At 48.6% G+C, this 16,267-nt stretch carries 16 protein-coding genes; 4 read left to right on the top strand and 12 right to left on the bottom strand.

Annotated elements, in window-relative coordinates; all coding sequences use genetic code 11:
* Nucleotides 1–41 precede the first annotated feature (41 nt).
* The 5 genes from M3194_RS23810 to M3194_RS23790 all read right to left on the bottom strand — a co-directional run bounded on the left by M3194_RS23810 (nucleotide 42) and on the right by M3194_RS23790 (nucleotide 5,697).
* The gene (locus M3194_RS23810; RefSeq protein WP_251656578.1) at nucleotides 42–1,253 is read right to left on the bottom strand and encodes an MFS transporter; all 1,212 of its coding nucleotides are present in this window, start codon (nucleotides 1,251–1,253) and stop codon (nucleotides 42–44) included.
* Entirely contained in the window at nucleotides 1,253–1,723 is a 471-nt protein-coding gene (locus M3194_RS23805) for a cupin domain-containing protein (protein ID WP_251656577.1), read from the bottom strand. Before M3194_RS23805 ends, M3194_RS23810 begins: the two co-directional genes overlap by 1 nt.
* Before the next feature lie 180 nt (nucleotides 1,724–1,903).
* Nucleotides 1,904–3,622: an ABC transporter ATP-binding protein gene (locus M3194_RS23800; RefSeq protein ID WP_251656576.1), complete on the bottom strand. Its 1,719-nt coding sequence runs from the start codon at nucleotides 3,620–3,622 to the stop codon at nucleotides 1,904–1,906.
* A 158-nt stretch (nucleotides 3,623–3,780) separates the two neighbouring features.
* Nucleotides 3,781–4,269: a translation initiation factor IF-3 gene (gene infC / locus M3194_RS23795; RefSeq protein ID WP_251656575.1), complete on the bottom strand. Its 489-nt coding sequence runs from the start codon at nucleotides 4,267–4,269 to the stop codon at nucleotides 3,781–3,783.
* 36 nt (nucleotides 4,270–4,305) lie between these two features.
* Nucleotides 4,306–5,697 (bottom strand): MATE family efflux transporter, encoded by a 1,392-nt coding sequence (locus M3194_RS23790; protein WP_251656574.1) that lies wholly within the window; start codon nucleotides 5,695–5,697, stop codon nucleotides 4,306–4,308.
* A 184-nt stretch (nucleotides 5,698–5,881) separates the two neighbouring features.
* Here M3194_RS23790 and M3194_RS23785 point away from each other — a divergent pair, with 184 nt between their 5' ends.
* Nucleotides 5,882–6,763, top strand: a complete 882-nt coding sequence (locus M3194_RS23785) for an AraC family transcriptional regulator (protein WP_251656573.1) — start codon at nucleotides 5,882–5,884, stop codon at nucleotides 6,761–6,763.
* A gap of 24 nt (nucleotides 6,764–6,787) precedes the next feature.
* On the opposite strand, the gene M3194_RS23780 is transcribed toward M3194_RS23785, so the two are convergent.
* Nucleotides 6,788–8,527: a SulP family inorganic anion transporter gene (locus M3194_RS23780; protein WP_251656572.1), complete on the bottom strand. Its 1,740-nt coding sequence runs from the start codon at nucleotides 8,525–8,527 to the stop codon at nucleotides 6,788–6,790.
* Between the two features lie 170 nt (nucleotides 8,528–8,697).
* On the bottom strand, nucleotides 8,698–9,033 hold the full coding sequence (locus M3194_RS23775) for an ArsR/SmtB family transcription factor (RefSeq protein ID WP_251656571.1): 336 nt from the start codon (nucleotides 9,031–9,033) through the stop codon (nucleotides 8,698–8,700).
* A gap of 181 nt (nucleotides 9,034–9,214) precedes the next feature.
* On the opposite strand from M3194_RS23775, the gene M3194_RS23770 reads away from it, so the two are divergent.
* Together M3194_RS23770 and M3194_RS23765 are read left to right on the top strand one after the other, a co-directional pair.
* Nucleotides 9,215–9,850 (top strand): hypothetical protein, encoded by a 636-nt coding sequence (locus tag M3194_RS23770; RefSeq protein ID WP_251656570.1) that lies wholly within the window; start codon nucleotides 9,215–9,217, stop codon nucleotides 9,848–9,850.
* Between the two features lie 76 nt (nucleotides 9,851–9,926).
* A complete protein-coding gene (locus M3194_RS23765) occupies nucleotides 9,927–10,268 on the top strand; it encodes a zinc ribbon domain-containing protein YjdM (protein ID WP_251656628.1) in 342 nt (113 codons plus the stop codon).
* A gap of 92 nt (nucleotides 10,269–10,360) precedes the next feature.
* On the opposite strand, the gene M3194_RS23760 is transcribed toward M3194_RS23765, so the two are convergent.
* The gene (locus tag M3194_RS23760) at nucleotides 10,361–11,806 is read right to left on the bottom strand and encodes a nicotinate phosphoribosyltransferase (RefSeq protein ID WP_311291840.1); all 1,446 of its coding nucleotides are present in this window, start codon (nucleotides 11,804–11,806) and stop codon (nucleotides 10,361–10,363) included.
* A 113-nt stretch (nucleotides 11,807–11,919) separates the two neighbouring features.
* Complete coding sequence (locus M3194_RS23755; protein WP_251656569.1) at nucleotides 11,920–12,459, bottom strand: VanZ family protein; 540 nt, start codon at nucleotides 12,457–12,459, stop codon at nucleotides 11,920–11,922.
* A 236-nt stretch (nucleotides 12,460–12,695) separates the two neighbouring features.
* Between M3194_RS23755 and M3194_RS31325 the strand changes: the two genes are divergently transcribed.
* Nucleotides 12,696–12,827 (top strand): hypothetical protein, encoded by a 132-nt coding sequence (locus M3194_RS31325; protein WP_285889498.1) that lies wholly within the window; start codon nucleotides 12,696–12,698, stop codon nucleotides 12,825–12,827.
* Nucleotides 12,828–12,897: 70 nt separating this feature from the next.
* On the opposite strand, the gene M3194_RS23750 is transcribed toward M3194_RS31325, so the two are convergent.
* From M3194_RS23750 to M3194_RS23740, 3 genes are read right to left on the bottom strand one after another with little or no spacing between them, the layout of a single operon-like run.
* Nucleotides 12,898–13,848 carry a stalk domain-containing protein gene (locus M3194_RS23750; protein ID WP_251656568.1) on the bottom strand — a complete coding sequence of 317 codons (951 nt, stop codon included), beginning with the start codon at nucleotides 13,846–13,848 and terminating at the stop codon, nucleotides 12,898–12,900.
* A 19-nt stretch (nucleotides 13,849–13,867) separates the two neighbouring features.
* Entirely contained in the window at nucleotides 13,868–14,884 is a 1,017-nt protein-coding gene (locus tag M3194_RS23745) for a hypothetical protein (RefSeq protein ID WP_251656567.1), read from the bottom strand.
* 30 nt (nucleotides 14,885–14,914) lie between these two features.
* Nucleotides 14,915–16,252: a UDP-glucose dehydrogenase family protein gene (locus tag M3194_RS23740; RefSeq protein WP_251656566.1), complete on the bottom strand. Its 1,338-nt coding sequence runs from the start codon at nucleotides 16,250–16,252 to the stop codon at nucleotides 14,915–14,917.
* Between the last annotated feature and the right edge of the window lie 15 nt (nucleotides 16,253–16,267).

Genomic DNA, 16,267 nt, shown 5'->3' with positions numbered 1-16,267 from the left:
ACAAACACAAAAGGCGATGCCCGAGGCACCGCCTTTTTCCATTACCCTTGCGCCCGCGCGCGCTGGCGGCGCAGGTACACGAAGTACACAGCCAGATAAATCACATATAAGATACCCGACAACAGGAACATGGTCGTGTAATTCGTCATCGACACTAGAACCCCGAGCAGAATCGAACCCAGCCCGATGCCGATATCGAAGAAGTTGTAGTAGGTTGCCGTTGCCACACCGCGGCGTTCCGGCTGTACCAGGTTGATGACCCATGCCTGAAGGGCGGGGAACATCGCGCCAAAGCCAGCGCCGTAGAACACGCCGGCGAGCAGCAGCATCGCCATCGAATCGGTATAGTACAAGATAACGCAGCCGATTATACATAGGATCGCCGTGGGGAACAATACCCAGAACGGTCCCTTCCGGTCGAACAATGGACCGCTTATGAACCGGATCAGCACCTCGCTGATCGCCACGACGAGGAAGAAGTAACCCGTCTGCTCAATGCCAATGTCCTTGCTGAACAAGGTCACGAAGCTGAGCATGCCGCCGAAGGCAAAGCCAACAAGCGAGCCAAGAATGGAAGGCACCAATACCTTCGGCTCGATAATCTCGGCCCAAGGCGATGGCTTCCCTCCTGCCGCATGAAGCTCTGCCGCGGCAGCCGCTTCCGCTGCGGCAATCTCTACCGCTTGAGCACGGGATGGCCGCACGAGCAAGGTCAGTACCAGCGTGATGGCAAGGAAGATCACTCCCGCTCCGAACAAGCCGGCATAATCGTATTGCTCCAAGAGCCATAACCCAAGCATCGGTCCGATCGAGAAGGAGACCGCGTTGCCCATCGCAAAGTACCCCATCCCTTCCCCGCGGCGTGCGGCAGGGATAGCGTCCGATACCAATGTTCCGTACAGAGCTGTCGCAATGCCGAAGCCAAAGCCGTGCACTATGCGCAGCGCCAACAAGGCAGAGATCGAAGCGGCGGCGTAATAGCCGGCCATGCCAACTAGACAGATCGCCACGCCGATCAGGAGCAGCTTCTGCTTCCCGAACCGTCTTAGCCCGATTCCGATCAGAAGGCGGGATACAACGGCCGAGAACGTAAAGATTCCAAGCAGCAAGCCGATCTGCGACCCGCTTCCCCCCTGCTCGTCGGCGAAGAGCGGAAGCGTAGGGAGCAGCATTTCGATTGCGAAGAACAAGAACAGGTTAGAGAGCGCCAGCAGGAGGAAGTTTTTCGTCCAGAGCTTTTCAGCGGGTCTCATTAAAATTTACGTTCGATCAATTTGAAGTCATCGTAATGGAAGCCCGGTGCTACGATGCAAGATACAAGAACCGGCTCATCGCCCAGCGGACGCGCCTTCTGCCATTCCCTTGCCGGAACAAGCGCCTGCGGATGCTGGCCATTCGCAACGTCGCCGCCTACAATAATCTCTTCGCGCACCTCCGGGTCCTCTTCCGTACCGCCCAGGGTCAGCAATAGCGGGCTGCCGGAATGCCATAGCCACAGTTCATCCGAGAGAACCGTATGCCAATCCGACTCCTCGCCGGGATGAAGCAGGAAATAAATCGAAGACGCCGCAAAGCGCGGTCCGGAATACGGCTCGCCCAGCACCTCCTGCGGAATTTCGAAGCTCGCCTTCCAAATCTCTTTGTACCATCCGCCCTCCACATGAGGCTTCAAATCAAGAGCCGCTACAAGCGGGGATAATTCTTTTACAGCTGTTGCCGACAATATGCCCTCTCCTCTCTATCTCTTGCCCTAACATTTTGTTAACTGTGACCAATGTACTATGCTTGTGTCCGGTCCGTCAATGCATGAGTTGTGGGTGGAAGGCCTCTTTCTCCCAACCTTCGCCAAACCGTGCGGACAAAAAAAAGAGCCTGCCCGCAGGCAAGCCCTCTCGTATCTTTCTTATACCGCTCCAAATTGCGCTTGATGCAGGCGGCTGTAGATGCCTCCCGTTGCGACAAGCTCCTCATGGCGGCCTTGCTCGGTAATGCCGTTCTCCGTCACGACCACGATGCGGTCAGCGTTCTTAATGGTCGCCAGGCGATGCGCGATAACAAGCGTGGTCCTGCCTTGGGACAGCTCGGCGAGCGACTGCTGAATCGCCTGCTCGGTCTCGGTATCAAGAGCCGAGGTCGCCTCGTCCAGGATAAGGATCGGCGGGTTCTTGAGGAACATGCGGGCAATCGCCATCCGCTGCTTCTGGCCGCCGGACAGCTTCACGCCCCGCTCCCCAACGACGGTGTCGAGTCCGTCAGGCTGGGACTGAATGAACTCTTCCAGTCTTGCGCGGCGCGCGGCCTGCATAATATCCTCATCCGATGCGCCAAGCTTGCCGTAAGCAATGTTCTCGCGGATGGTACCGGCGAACAGGAATACATCCTGCTGTACGATACCGATCTGCTTGCGGAGCGATTCGAGCTTCAGATCGCGAATGTCGTGGCCGTCGACCGAGATTCCGCCTCCGCTGACTTCATAGAAGCGCGGAAGCAGACTGCAGAGCGTTGTCTTGCCGGCGCCGGATGGACCTACGAAGGCTACGGTCTCGCCCGCCTTGATCGACAAGCTGATATTCTCGAGCACCGTCGCTTCGCCTTCATAACCAAACGTCACATTGCGGTATTCAATATTGCCGTGCAGACGGTCAACGTCCTTTGCATTTGGAGCATCCGCTACGTCCGGCTCGGTCTCGAGCAGCTCCACATACCGGCGGAAGCCCGCGATACCGCGCGGATAGCTTTCAATAACGGCATTAATCTTCTCAATGGGCTTGAAGAAAATATTCGTCATCAGGACAAACGCAACGAATTCCCCGTATTGCAGATCGCCGTTAATAACGAACCATGTCCCGGCAAGCAAGACGAACAGCGTTACGAGTCTCATCAGCATGTAGGTGATGGACGAGTTCATCCCGATGATTTTGTAAGAGATCAGCTTCGCCAGACGGAACCGGCTGTTGTTGTGTTCGAACAGCTTGCTCTCATGCTTCTCGTTCGAGAAGGCTTGAACGACGCGGATACCGCCAACCGTATCCTCTACGCGGGCGTTGAAGTCCGCCATATCGCCGAAGAGGCGGTCTGCAGCCTTTGTCATTTTCCCGTTGAAATAGAGCACCAGCAGAATAATAACCGGCACGACGATGAACGTCATCACCGTAAGCGGCAAGTTAATGTACGCCATTATGCCAAACGCGCCAATCAGGGTCATCACGGCAATGAACATATCCTCCGGACCATGATGCGCGACTTCCCCGATCTCGAACAAATCGTTCGTCATACGAGAGATCAGATGGCCGGTCTTCGTATTGTCGAAGAAACGGAAGCTCAGCTTCTGAACATGCTCGAACAGCTTCTTGCGCATATCCGTCTCAATATTAATCCCAAGCATATGTCCCCAATACGTTACAACAAAGGACAGGAACGTATTAAGCAGGTAGACCGCTAGCAGAATCGCGCAGGCGCCAATGATATACTTCAGATTCCCTTCCGGAAGAAGCGTATCGATAACATGACTGACGGCGAGCGGGAAGCATAATTCCAGAACAGCCAGGATAACCGCGCAACAGAAGTCGAGCAGGAACAATTTACGATAAGGCCTATAGTATGCAAAAAACTTCTTAAGCATTTCGTTCTCCTTTTTTCTAAAAAATATAAGTCGTATAAGTTTCCTATATACCAGGCTTATATTTCACAGCAAAACGCAGGCCGTTCAACCTATGAACGACGCTGCCATTTACGCTAGTTGATAACCATTATCATATATGGGATGGGCAAGACTGTCAATTAAATCGGGTTCACTTGAACGGCCGCCTGCTTGCCGCTGAGCTGAATGCCGGACTGCTTCGTGCCGTATGGCCTCAGGTCAGTCAGAAGCTGTTCCAGAAGCTCCTTCGCCTTCGGCCCCTCTTTGCCCTGAATGCGGATAACCAGCTGAACCGCGTTGCCCGACTCAAGAAGCTTCACCACCTGGCGCTGCTTCGTCTCATAATCATGCTGCTCGATGTCCACGCCAAGCCGCAGCTCCTTCACCTTCGCCGGCTGGCCTTGAAGCTTATCCGCCCGCTTCTGCTGGCTGGCCTGCTGCTTCGCGCCGCCGCGGACAATCAGCTTGCAGGGCGGCGGACTGCTCATCAACGATTCGCAGACGAGATCCACCTTCAGCTGCTTCGCCATCTGAAGCGCCTCATCGCGCGAGACGATCCCAAGCGGCTCTCCGTCGAGACCCGTAAGGCGAACCTCGGCTGCTTTTATCTTCTCATTCATAATTAACATAAATCGTATAACCCCCATCTGCTATCTGTCTGTCTATTACGCTTCTAATGAAGCGCTTTTGCTGCCGCCGCTATGCGTGCTGGGAGCCGCCGTGCCCCGGCCCTTCTCCATGAACTTCTTCTGTCTCCAGCGCCTGAGCACCCATAAGCCGCGAATATATTCGTCAAGGATCATGCACGCATAAATACCGACGAGTCCCCAACCCAAAGTTATACCAAATATATAAGAAAGAACCGTAGCGATCAAGGTCATGGAAGTAACCGAGGTCCACATTACAAAGCGAGTGTCGCCAACGGCGTTCAGCGCATTGCCAAGACCCATGTTCAGCATTTTGCCCGGCTGCAGCAGCAGGTTCATGCCAAGCAGCGATACGCCCATCGCGATAATCTCCGGATTATCCGTAAAGATCTTCAGGATTTTCCCGCCGATCAGATACAGCACCAGCGCGTTCACCGTCACGATCGCAAGTCCGATCCATAAGGCACGGTAAGAGTTCTTGTAAGCATCCTGCACCTTGCCCGCCCCGTACAGATGAGCGATCTGAATCTGAAGCGCAAGCGCCAGGGAATAACCAAGCATGAAGCAGAACGATTCCAATGTATTCATATACGTACGCGCCGACAGCTCAATCGCGCCAAGCCTCGCGATGTACGTGTAGATGAGCAGTTGAGAGAAGACCCAGCAGGACATATTAATGCCAAGCGGCCAGCCAATCTTCAGAATCTCCTTAAACAGCTTGTTATCGTACAGCTTGAAGTCACGGAGGGTAATCTGACGCTCGAAGGCGCCAAGGAACATCATCAGGAGCACGATGACCGCAAGCAGGCGGCTGATGTCCGTCGAGATCGCGACCCCTCTAAGCCCCCACTCCGGGAAGCCGAATTTGCCGAAAATAAACGCATAGTTCATCCCGACATGAATGATGTTCATGCCAATGGCCGTATACATCGGGCCCTTCGTATTGCCCGTATTCCGAATCGCGTTGCTGAGCGCGGCCATCACCGCAACCAGCACCATCCCGCCGCCTACAATAGAGATGTAAGTCTTGGCAAGCGACATGAGTTCATCCGGCAGCTGGAACGCGGAAGCAATCTGACCGGGGAATAGATATAACGGCACGCTGATCACAAGTCCAATGATTGCGCTGATTTTTACGGACATAATGGCGATTGTTCTGGCATCCTCTTGTCTCTGGGAACCAATTCGCTGCGCGATGAGAATGCCCGCCCCGCTCGCCACGGTCATGAATAGGGTCATTAAGGCGCTGAACAGCTGGGTCGAGAAACCAACGACGGCAACCGCATCATCGGAGATCCGGCTGACCTGCAGCGTATCGGCTGCCCCCAACAGAAATTGCAGGAATAATTCAATAAATATCGGCCATGCAAGCATCCATAGCGAAAACTTGTTTCGTTCGCGCTTTTGCATTTTATAATCCTCCCGTGCGTACACATGCTGCAGCCGATGCTGATGGTAAACGGCAACCCAATACGCCTCTATAATAGTGATGTCAATTTCATATTATAGATGCTATACTTCGGATATTGTATCAGTTTTACAACCGAAACTTTCAAAATTCAAACCTCCATGACGGGGATGAAAAGGTGCTTCCATGACGTTGTTTCACTTTACTGTCCCGCCACTTCCTCATTATATTGCATCGGGCTATACCAAAGCTTCTGCCGGGTTCAAGCATCCCAGCCGTTACCGGATTGGCGTATTCGATCTGCTTGTCGTTACGGAGGGCTGTCTCTATATGGGGGAAGGCGATGCCACGTTCGAGGCGCGCGCTGGCGAGGCTCTGATCCTGGGGCCGGACAATCATCATTACGCGACAAAAGAATGCGAAGAGCCCTCCGCCTATTACTGGGTTCACTTCCAGACAACGGGACGATGGGCGGCTTCCGAGGAATATGCTCCGCGCATTATTCAGGGCAGGGAGCCGCATGGCTTAAATCCCCAAATCTTCACTACGCAAACCTTCATTAAGCAGGTTCCGCAATATACCCGGCTGCTGCAGCCGGCCAAGATCGTGGAGCAGATCCAGCAGCTGATGGAGCTGGGGCACGGCAATCATCTGAGCAGCGTCAGCTGGAAGCAGCAGGTGCTGTTCCAGGAGATTATCGAGCAGCTGTCCGCCTCCATCGAGATGCAGGGCTCTACGCCAACCGCGCATTGCGCGGAGCTTGCCGCCTCCTACCTCAGGAAGCATTACCGCGAGGATATTACGGCGCAGGAGCTTGGCGAGAGCATTAACTTCCATCCGGTCTACATCGCCAGATGCATGCAGAAGGAGTTTGGCTGCTCGCCGTTCGACTTCCTGCTGCGCTTCCGCATCCAGCAGTCGAAGCTGCTGATCCTGCAGACGAACTACACGATCGCAAGGGTGGCCGAAGAGGTCGGCTTCAACTCCGCCGCCTACTTCACCTCCTGCTTCGCCAAGTACGAGGGCATCTCCCCTCGCAAATACCGCCAGCGCTTCTCGCATGGCTGACAGAATGGAGTATCCCTGAATCCATTACAAATGTTGCTCTAACATTCTAGTCGAACTTCTATTCGACATGGTCTCGCACTCGCGAAATGCAAAATGTTTACAGCCCATGCATTTGTTGAGGTCCAGACGAACTAATGCGTAATCAATTGCCTCGCCCGTATTCTCAAAAAAGTGATCGGCTCCAATATGCGAATACAGCCCCGTTTTCTTCAATACTTCCATAGTTTGTAGTTGAATTCCCGAAAAAAGAACAATCCCGCCCAATATCTCGATTTCTTTGACCAATTGAGCCAGCTTGGATTCGCCGGTCGTATCCATGTAGGGTACTTTCGACATACGCAATATCAAAACTTTGGGTTTGAGGTGGATCGTGTCGATAATTGACTTTTCTAATATATTGGCGGTTCCAAAGAACAATGGTCCTTCAACGGTGATCATGCTGATTTGAGGACAATCATGCCCTTCGCTAACCATGTACGCTTTCACCTTTTCGTGTTTGTCAGTTAAATCGGGTAGTACTTTGGTTACCAGCAATAATGCGCTCATTCGCTTAACGAACAGAAGTATAGATAAAATTAAGCCGACCTCAACAGCTGTTGTCAGGTTCGTGAGTACGGTTAGCAAAAAGGTGATCAGCAGCACAATTGAATCGCTTGTTTTCGATTTTAGAACATGAGTAAATTCTTTGCGCTCACTCATATTCCACGCAACCAACATCAGAATGGGAGCCATGCTGGCAAGCGGGATATTAGAAGCATATGGAGCAAACAAAAGGAGTACAAGTAAAACGACAATACCATGCATGATGCCGGAAAGCGGCGATACAGCCCCGTTCTTAATGTTGGTTGCTGTTCGTGCAATAGCACCAGTCGCCGGGATTCCTCCAAAGAGAGGTGTCACGATGTTCGCAATGCCTTGCCCAATTAGCTCACGGTTGCTGTTATGTCGAGTGCCGGTCATTCCATCGGCTACAACTGCCGATAGCAAGGACTCAATACTCCCTAACATCGCAATAATAAGCGCAGGTTGAATCAATGTAATTATTCGATCCCAAGTTATTTCAGGGAAATGCAATTGGGGAAGCGCGCTCGAGATAACTCCGAATGAAGAGCCAATCGTTGCGACATGTCCTTTGAAGAACAAGGTTGCGATAACGCTTGACACCGCAAGCCCGACTAATGAACCAGGGATCTTGGGTAGAAATCTCTGCGAAAGCAGAATAGCCGCCAAACAAGTTCCTGCAGTAACGACGCTGTAGACATTAAAGGTTGCTAGATGAACCGCGATTTCTTTCATGTTAGGCAAAAAATTCTCATGCTTTTCAATACCGGTAAGTCCAAGAAAATTGGCGATTTGACCGCTGAAAATGATGACAGCAACCCCTGCGGTAAATCCTATCGTTACGGGACGAGGGATAAATTTAATCCATGCGCCAAGCTTGAATACTCCCATGAAAACAAGGATAATCCCTGCTAACAATCCGGCAATCAATAAATTGTCGTACCCATACTGCAAGACGATTGCGAAGAGAATCGGGATAAAGGCACCGGTAGGACCGCCAATTTGAAACCGGGAGCCTCCGAATAAAGAAATCAAAATACCGGCAATGATAGTAGTATATATGCCATACTCGGGCTTGACTCCGGAGGCAATAGCAAACGCCATCCCTAATGGAATGGCGACAATTCCGACTATTAGCCCCGAAATGAGATCCTTACGAAAGGCGGATGCATGATAATCCTTATATCTTCCCGTCCATTTCATATGAGTACCTTCTATTCTTATATATTTGATTATTTGAATATTTAAAATGTACTCCTGGCAATCGACAATGTCAACCGCAAAAATCCGAGTTGATCGCCCAAAACACGCATTTAAAAAAGGAAAAAACAAGGTTCCCTTTAAATGGCTCATGGATGCCCTTGTTTTATGGATTACTGCTCGTTTCGAATGACCTCAAGCAGTGAAATAGCGTCGACGAGATGATTGTCAAATATCTGCTTGGCAACTATCAGCAACTCCTTAATCAACGGATCTCTTAATGAATATATCACTGATGTTCCATCCTTTATGCCACTCACAACATTTCTATTTCGCAGGACAGACAGCTGCTGAGAAACGGCAGAACCTTCCGAGCCTAGAATAAGTTGTAATTCATTTACGTTCCTATCGCCTTCGCTTAGAACCTCAAGTATTCGAATTCTCATGGGGTGAGCTAACGCTTTAAAAAAGTCGGCTTTAAACTGTTGAATATTTGGGTGCTGGTTCATAGCACATGCTCCTTAATAGCTGGACTTTTAAATATATGAATAGAATAACACATTTCAAATCATCCTTCGTGGATTAAGGAATAAACGGAGCATCAATTGTTATTTGGATGTATCTGCATTATAATGCTGTTTATATTCAAATTTTTGAATATTTGATTTTTCGCGTGAGAGGTGAGGGCGAATGCCAAGCTTTAATCCTAAAGACCAATCACAGACCAATTCTCAGTCACTTTACGATTTAACCTCTTTAGAAAACAATATGAGTAGACAAACGGCCATCAAGATTGGCGTTGATGCTTTATATGAGGCCGGATCCGATTTGATTTGCAAGGTCTGTATCATGAATGGGGGTTCCTGTTGTAATGGTTGTTACCATCTTGCAAATGGAATTGGATGTAAAAAACGCAATACAAGCTGTACGGCATGGTTATGCGGATTTCTAAAATACCTGTTGTATGAGACAGGACTCCTAAAGGAATGGAATGATTTTTGGAGACAAGTACCTGGGCAAGACTATCGCGAGGATTTCACGCCAGAGTTTTTTTTCGTGGAGAAGCCGTTACACATGCGGAGGATTCGAAATCTGAGTGAAGCCCTATCGACCGATCTACAAGAGATAGCAACAAAACACATAGCGATAGGATTCATCATCACGCTCCGGGAGAAAATTGACAAAAATATTGACCGATTGAATGATTGCAAGAAAGATCCTAAAAAGCGAATCAAAATCGAAAGAAACATTAAAGTTTTATCTAGTCCGTTTCAACGTTTTCAAAAAGAACTGCGCGAATATCATCTGAATAACTCGAATGCTTAACGATTATCGGCAGCATCCAGGTTTGTCAGAACGCCAGGGCTATGAAACAGCTTGAATCGAAAGGAGAATAAAAATGATGGCGGAATGTCCAAATTGTCCTCAATGCAACTCGGAATACACGTACGAAGACGGAGGATTGTATATTTGCCCGGAGTGTAGTTACGAGTGGTCAACAGAATCGGAAACAGAGATAGGCGAAGATAACAAGGTGATCAAAGATTCTAATGGGAATGTATTAAGCGATGGCGATACCGTGACCATAATCAAAGATCTTAAAGTTAAAGGGAGTTCATCTGTCCTTAAAATAGGCACAAAAGTAAAGAATATTCGCCTGGTTGATGGTGATCACGATATTGATTGCAAAATTGACGGATTTGGTGCCATGAAATTAAAATCCGAGTTTGTAAAAAAAGTATAGTCCAGACTGGCAAGCTAGTTGCTCGATGAACCACACCGCGCAAACAACATGAATTCGCGCGGGGATTCAGCATGAAACGGCGATGCTGCCAACTATTCCTGATGAGCCTTGATCAGCTCCATCTTCAGCTGCCACGCCTGCTCGCTTAGATGAACCGGATACAGATCCGGGTTCAGCTTGCGGAGCAGCTCCGGCCGAAATAGGCCGAGTTGCCGCTCGTGATAGCTGCGAACCTCTTCGAGAGGCGGGAGCTTGTACACGATCTCGCCTTCCACCACAATCGGCTTCAGCAGCGGCACCGCTTCATAGTCATTAATGTAACGATGAATATACGGGTGAACCGGATCAAACAGCTTGATACGCCCGCCTTGCCGGATATCCGTCCCCTCATGCAAGGTCATATAATCCGCCTCGGCAAGCCCCGTAGCCTTGTTCATAATCCGGTACAAGTCTTTCTTGCCGGGAGCGGATACCTTCTCGGGATTGCCCGAGATCTTGATGACCGGTATGTAATCCCCGCCGCACTTGCGGGCGGTCAGCTTGTACACCCCGCCAAGCGATGGCTGATCGGCTGCCGTAATAAGCTGCGTGCCGACACCCCACGTATCGATCTTGGCGCCTTGCGCCTTCAGGTTGAAGATCAGCGTCTCGTCCAGGTCGTTCGAAGCGACGATCTTCGCATCCTGCAATCCCGCCGCATCAAGCAGCTTGCGGGCTTCCTTGGACAGGTACGCAAGGTCCCCGCTGTCGAGCCGGATTCCGCCAAGGCGCTTGCCGATACTCTCGAGGTAACGGGCTGCCTTAATCGCATTCGGCACCCCGCTTTTCAGCGTATCGTACGTATCCACTAACAGCGTCACCCCGTTGGGCAATGCTTTGGCATACGCCAGGAAGGCCTCCTCCTCCGATTCATGCCCCTGCACCCAGGAGTGGGCATGCGTTCCCTTCGTCGGAATGCCAAACATCATGCCGGCATGCATGTTCGACGTCGCATGGAAGCCCGCAATATAAGCCGCACGCGCTCCCCAGACCGCCGCATCCGCTTCCTGTGCCCGGCGCGTCCCGAATTCCAGCAGAATATCGCCTGCCGCCACCTGCTTGATCCGCGAGGCTTTGGTTGCGATCAGCGTCTGGTAGTTCATGAAGTTCAGAATCGCCGTCTCCACCAGCTGCGTCTCGAAGATCGTTCCTTCCACCCGGATAATCGGTTCATTCGGGAAAACCAGCGAGCCCTCTTCTACGGCGTGCAGCGTTCCCTTGAAGCGGAATTGCCGGAGAACCTCCAGGAAGGCCAGATCGTAATCCTCCTCCTGCTCCGCCAGATACGCAAGCTCCTCTTCCCCGAAGGACAAATGACGGATGTACTCCACAATTCTCTCCAGCCCGGCGAAGACCGCGTAACCATTGCCAAACGGCAGCTTGCGAAAGAACGCTTCGAACACGGCGCCTTCCTCTGCCGTACCCATCTTCCAATGGGCATACATCATATTAATCTGATATTTATCGGTATGAAGCGTTAAGTTATTAGCACCATTCACTGCTCTCGTACACACCTCTCGGAAGATTCTTTATTCACAGCATAACCATTTCCGGCAAAAACAACAGCCCTCCGCTTCAATCAGCGAAAGGCTGTTTCTATCCTTTACGACCTTTAGAACTTGCGCACGAACCGGTACTCCGGCCGGTTGCGCCTGCGGTCGAGCCAATAATTAATGAGGATACAGATAATCAGGCCAACGCAGGCACCGGTCAGATCCACGATCACATCCGTCGGATTCCCCGTCCGCCCCACCGAACTTAACTGATTCCTCTCATCCATCGCCGCCGTTCCGCCCGTTAGGATCAGCGACATAATCACCGGTAGCACCATCTGCCTGCGAGCCATCAGATTCCGGATCAGCATGTAGAGCCCTACTGCCAGTACCGCATACATAAACAAGTGTGCTCCTTTGCGAAAGAAGAACTCCACGAAGCCGAACGGATCCTCTTTCGCCACTACCGTGCTGCCATGATAAGTAATCGAAGTATCAGGAAGCTTACTCGCCAATTCCTCTTTTGTTATCCATTTATTTAATGTTGGCTTGATTGACTGTTGATTATACGATTCAGATGATAATGTAAATATGAAAAAAATCCAACAAAATACGACAAAAAACCATATTATAGAATATTTTCTATCCTTTTTCTGCATTATTCCTCTACACTCCTTCGACAATATCCGATCCGCCCTCATTCTTTCTCTGGTTTGTTATTGTATCAGATCCATGAAGGAAATGGAAATCTACCGTTTTTCCCTCAAAAAACAAGACTAAGGTAATGTAAAAATGAGATAAAAGTCCTATAAACTATTTGTTTTATCATCCATTCTTTGGTATTATAAAAATATAAGAAAACGATTAGATATCTGTTAAGAGGAGGTTATGCAGAATGGCTGGTTATTTAATGTTCTCCGAGGTTTGGACACCCTTCAAGATGGTAGGCATCCGATTATTCAAAGACGAGAACGGCGTTTACTGGTACAAATACAGAAACAACAAGCGCTCGCGGCTGTTCAGATAATCTCATACATACATAGAACTTATACATAACAAAACTCCCCCGACGGCGTAAGCCATCGGGGGAGTTTTTGTTAACCTAGCATACCGCCAGCAAGACTCTTAATTAGTGCCATATCGTAATTAAACTGTTCCGTAAATTGCGCAATGATTTCATCAGCGCTGTAGCCATACTTCGTTAGTTCGGCTTTAATATCCGCAACGAGCACATTAAAATCTGCTGTACACTGAGCTATTGTCTGTCTTCCGCTATCTTCCAGGTTTTTCTTTACTGTTTCGTCTGTTGCTGCTTTATGCTGGTAATATAGGTCAGTCAATGTAGCGCTACATTTCGACTCAAGATTTGTAAACTTAGTTGTAGCACTTGCAGCGATGCTGTCATAAGTAGGCTTCACTTCTCCGACCGGATCCGTGCCGCCTGTTCCTCCGCCAGTATTGCCTCCAGGTGTAGTGCCACCGCCAGCTTGCGCAGCCTTATAAGCTTCAGACTCGCCTGTAATGCTGTTTGTCTTCTGATCCCACTTAATATCCGTTCCTACAGCTTCGGACATGAAGCGAAGCGGAACATAAATGCTGTTGTTGAACGAATAGAGAGATTGACCGGAAGGAAGCGCTTTGGATTGGCCATCGAACACAAGTGTTGCTTGAACGGGCTTGATTGTAATGTTGTTATCTGCTGCAGGCTGATTAGCCCCAGCTGTTGCACCAGCGAGCAGCTTCGCGAGAGCTTCCTTCTCTGCCGCGGTTGGTTCAGATACCGTTACTTTAGACGTCTTTTGATCCCATTTTACCGACTTCTGCAGCGCGTAAGAAATGAAGCGGATCGGAATATACGTACGGTTCTGATAAATGAAGGCATATTGGCCATCCGGGAGCGACAGCGATTGTCCGTCAAACTTGAGGCTTACCGCCTGCGTCTTAATCGATACCGAACTAGTAGCTGCTGCCCCTGCCGTAAGTGGAGCAACGGTAAGTAAAGCGATAATTAATAGCATGAGAGTGTAATGGCGTAAACTTTTCATCATTTTGATTCTCCTCTTATTATTATGATTTAATAGCTTTGGCAATTGCGCTAATCGCGGAAGCTCGTGCACTTTGCTTGCTTGCTTCGTACTTCGCATTCCAATCCGGCATTGCGCCGCTATCAATACCCGCGTCAGCATAACTAGAGGCCGCTTGGCTCATGATGCCCTGGAACTGCGCATCACAAGAGCCCTCGGCCTCCATGACTTTCCCTAAATATTTATTTTGAAGATCCTCAACGGTAACGCCGTCTGCGCTGCCAACGATTTGATTCAGAATAGCGTTGCTTTTGGCTTTGCAGGTACCAGACAGAGAATTGAGCTTAGACTCTGTTTGTGCATCGATCGTCCGTTTGACTTTCTTTTGTTCGGAGGCGAGCTCGACATCAGGCTTCTTTTCCGGTTCAGTTGGTTTCTCTTCCCGTTTCGTACCGGTATCAGCTGGTTTGGTCGAAGCGTTTGATTGTTGGTTTATTTTTTCCCAAGCTTCACTATATTCTTTAATTTTCTCTGGGTCTCGTTCTCCAACCCATTCAATGGGGTATTTCGGATTTAGTATATTAAGAGTTTTACCATACTTAGTCGTAATTGATCTTAGTAGTTCAATTTCTTCCTCAGAAAGCTTTGATAACAACAAGTTTCGAATCTTCGTTTTCTCTTCATTTGATAGTTCATATGTTGCATTACCTTGAAGATACGAGATCTGTTTTAAAGTGAGCCCTGAGTTCATTAGGATTGCTGCTACATCAAGAGCGTCAGCACTTTCAATTTTCTCTCCACCAATTAACTGGCTAGCTTTTTCAACAGGTTTTTCAATGATTGCTGGCAGCTTCTTGGGCTCTGTTTGTTTTTCTCCAGAGTCAGTTGCAGTGTTCGAACTATGACGGGATGCAATATCATCAATATCAATGGACTTGATATAGTAATAGGTCACACCTGCAAAAATCAATGCGGCTATAACAAAAAATGAAATGGTACCTATACACCACTTCATCCAAGGTTTCAATTTCTTTTTCTTTTTTACTTTTTCCCGTGTCATTTCCTTAATGACTCCTGACTGTTCATAAGATTAGAAGGAAATAAATGAATTTGTCTCTTTCACACCATTATTCATCTTTGGACGCCCAATGGAGTAATAAGCAAAAGGAGTCTCCTCCAGATCTTCCTTCCGATAAATGTTTCTGCCATCAATTAAATTCGGTGCCTTCAACCAGTTCTGAATAATAGACAATGGAATATCAATAAACTCTCTCCATTCAGTCAATATGCATAGTGCATCTGCATTCTCTGCTGCTTCCATAGCTGAGGTACAATACTTAACTTCAGGGCGATTTAGGTTTTTCTCAAAATTCCTTGAGGCGATTGGATCATAGGCCTTCACCTGCGCTCCCAGCTTCAACAAAGTCTCAATAATCTCAAAAGCTGGTGCATCGCGAACATCATCAGTCTCCGGTTTAAATGCCAGCCCCCAGATTCCTATCGTTTTGTCTTCAATTTCCCCCAACATTTCTTCTAATTTTCGAATCACATTATACCTTTGCTCACGATTAACCTCAACAACCGCTTTCAGAAGTTTAAAGTCATAGTCCATTTGTCCGGCAATTTGAATAAGTGCTTGCGTATCCTTCGGGAAGCATGACCCACCATAACCAATTCCTGCTTTTAAGAAAGAAGAACCAATTCGACTATCCGTTCCCATTCCTTTTGCAACCTCTTGAACATCAGCCCCGACTTTTTCACAAATATTCGCAATCTCATTAATAAATGAAATCTTTGTTGCTAAAAAGGCATTTGAAGCATATTTTATCATTTCAGAGCTCCGAACATCTGTAATAATAATCTGATCAGTCAGTGGACGGTGTAGCTCCATTACAAGATTCGCAGCACGCAAGCTTGTTGTACCTATAATGATTCGGTCTGGATTCATCGCATCAATGATTGCAGTACCTTCCCGTAAAAATTCTGGCACGGACACAACGTCAAACAAGTTATTCGTGTAACTCCTAATAATAGCAGCAATTTTCTCATTAGTTCCTACCGGAACCGTACTTTTAACCATAATAACCTTATAATCATTCATTGACTTGCCAATCTCTTGTGCAACTTGCTCGATATAAGCCAGGTTCGCCTCACCGTTTGGTAGAGATGGTGTTCCTACTGCGATTATTATTATTTGGGAACTCCTTACTGCATCCGTCAAATCAGAAGTAAACGATAAACGACCCGCTTTAACATTATTCGAAATTAGTTCCTTTAGTCCCTTTTCATAAATAGGTACTTCTCCACTATTTAGAAGTTCAATCTTTTCATTTGCATTATCTACACAAATGACTTCATTTCCCAACTCTGAAAAACAAACACCTGAAACTAATCCTACATAACCGGAACCAATGACAGCAAGTCTCATCCTCATTCACTCCTC

This window comes from Paenibacillus glycanilyticus (genome assembly GCF_023715145.1).
Classification (GTDB): Bacteria; Bacillota; Bacilli; order Paenibacillales; family Paenibacillaceae; genus Pristimantibacillus; species Pristimantibacillus glycanilyticus_A.
The sequence above is the reverse complement of the archived record's forward strand: the minus strand, read 5'-3'. Positions and strand labels throughout refer to the sequence as shown.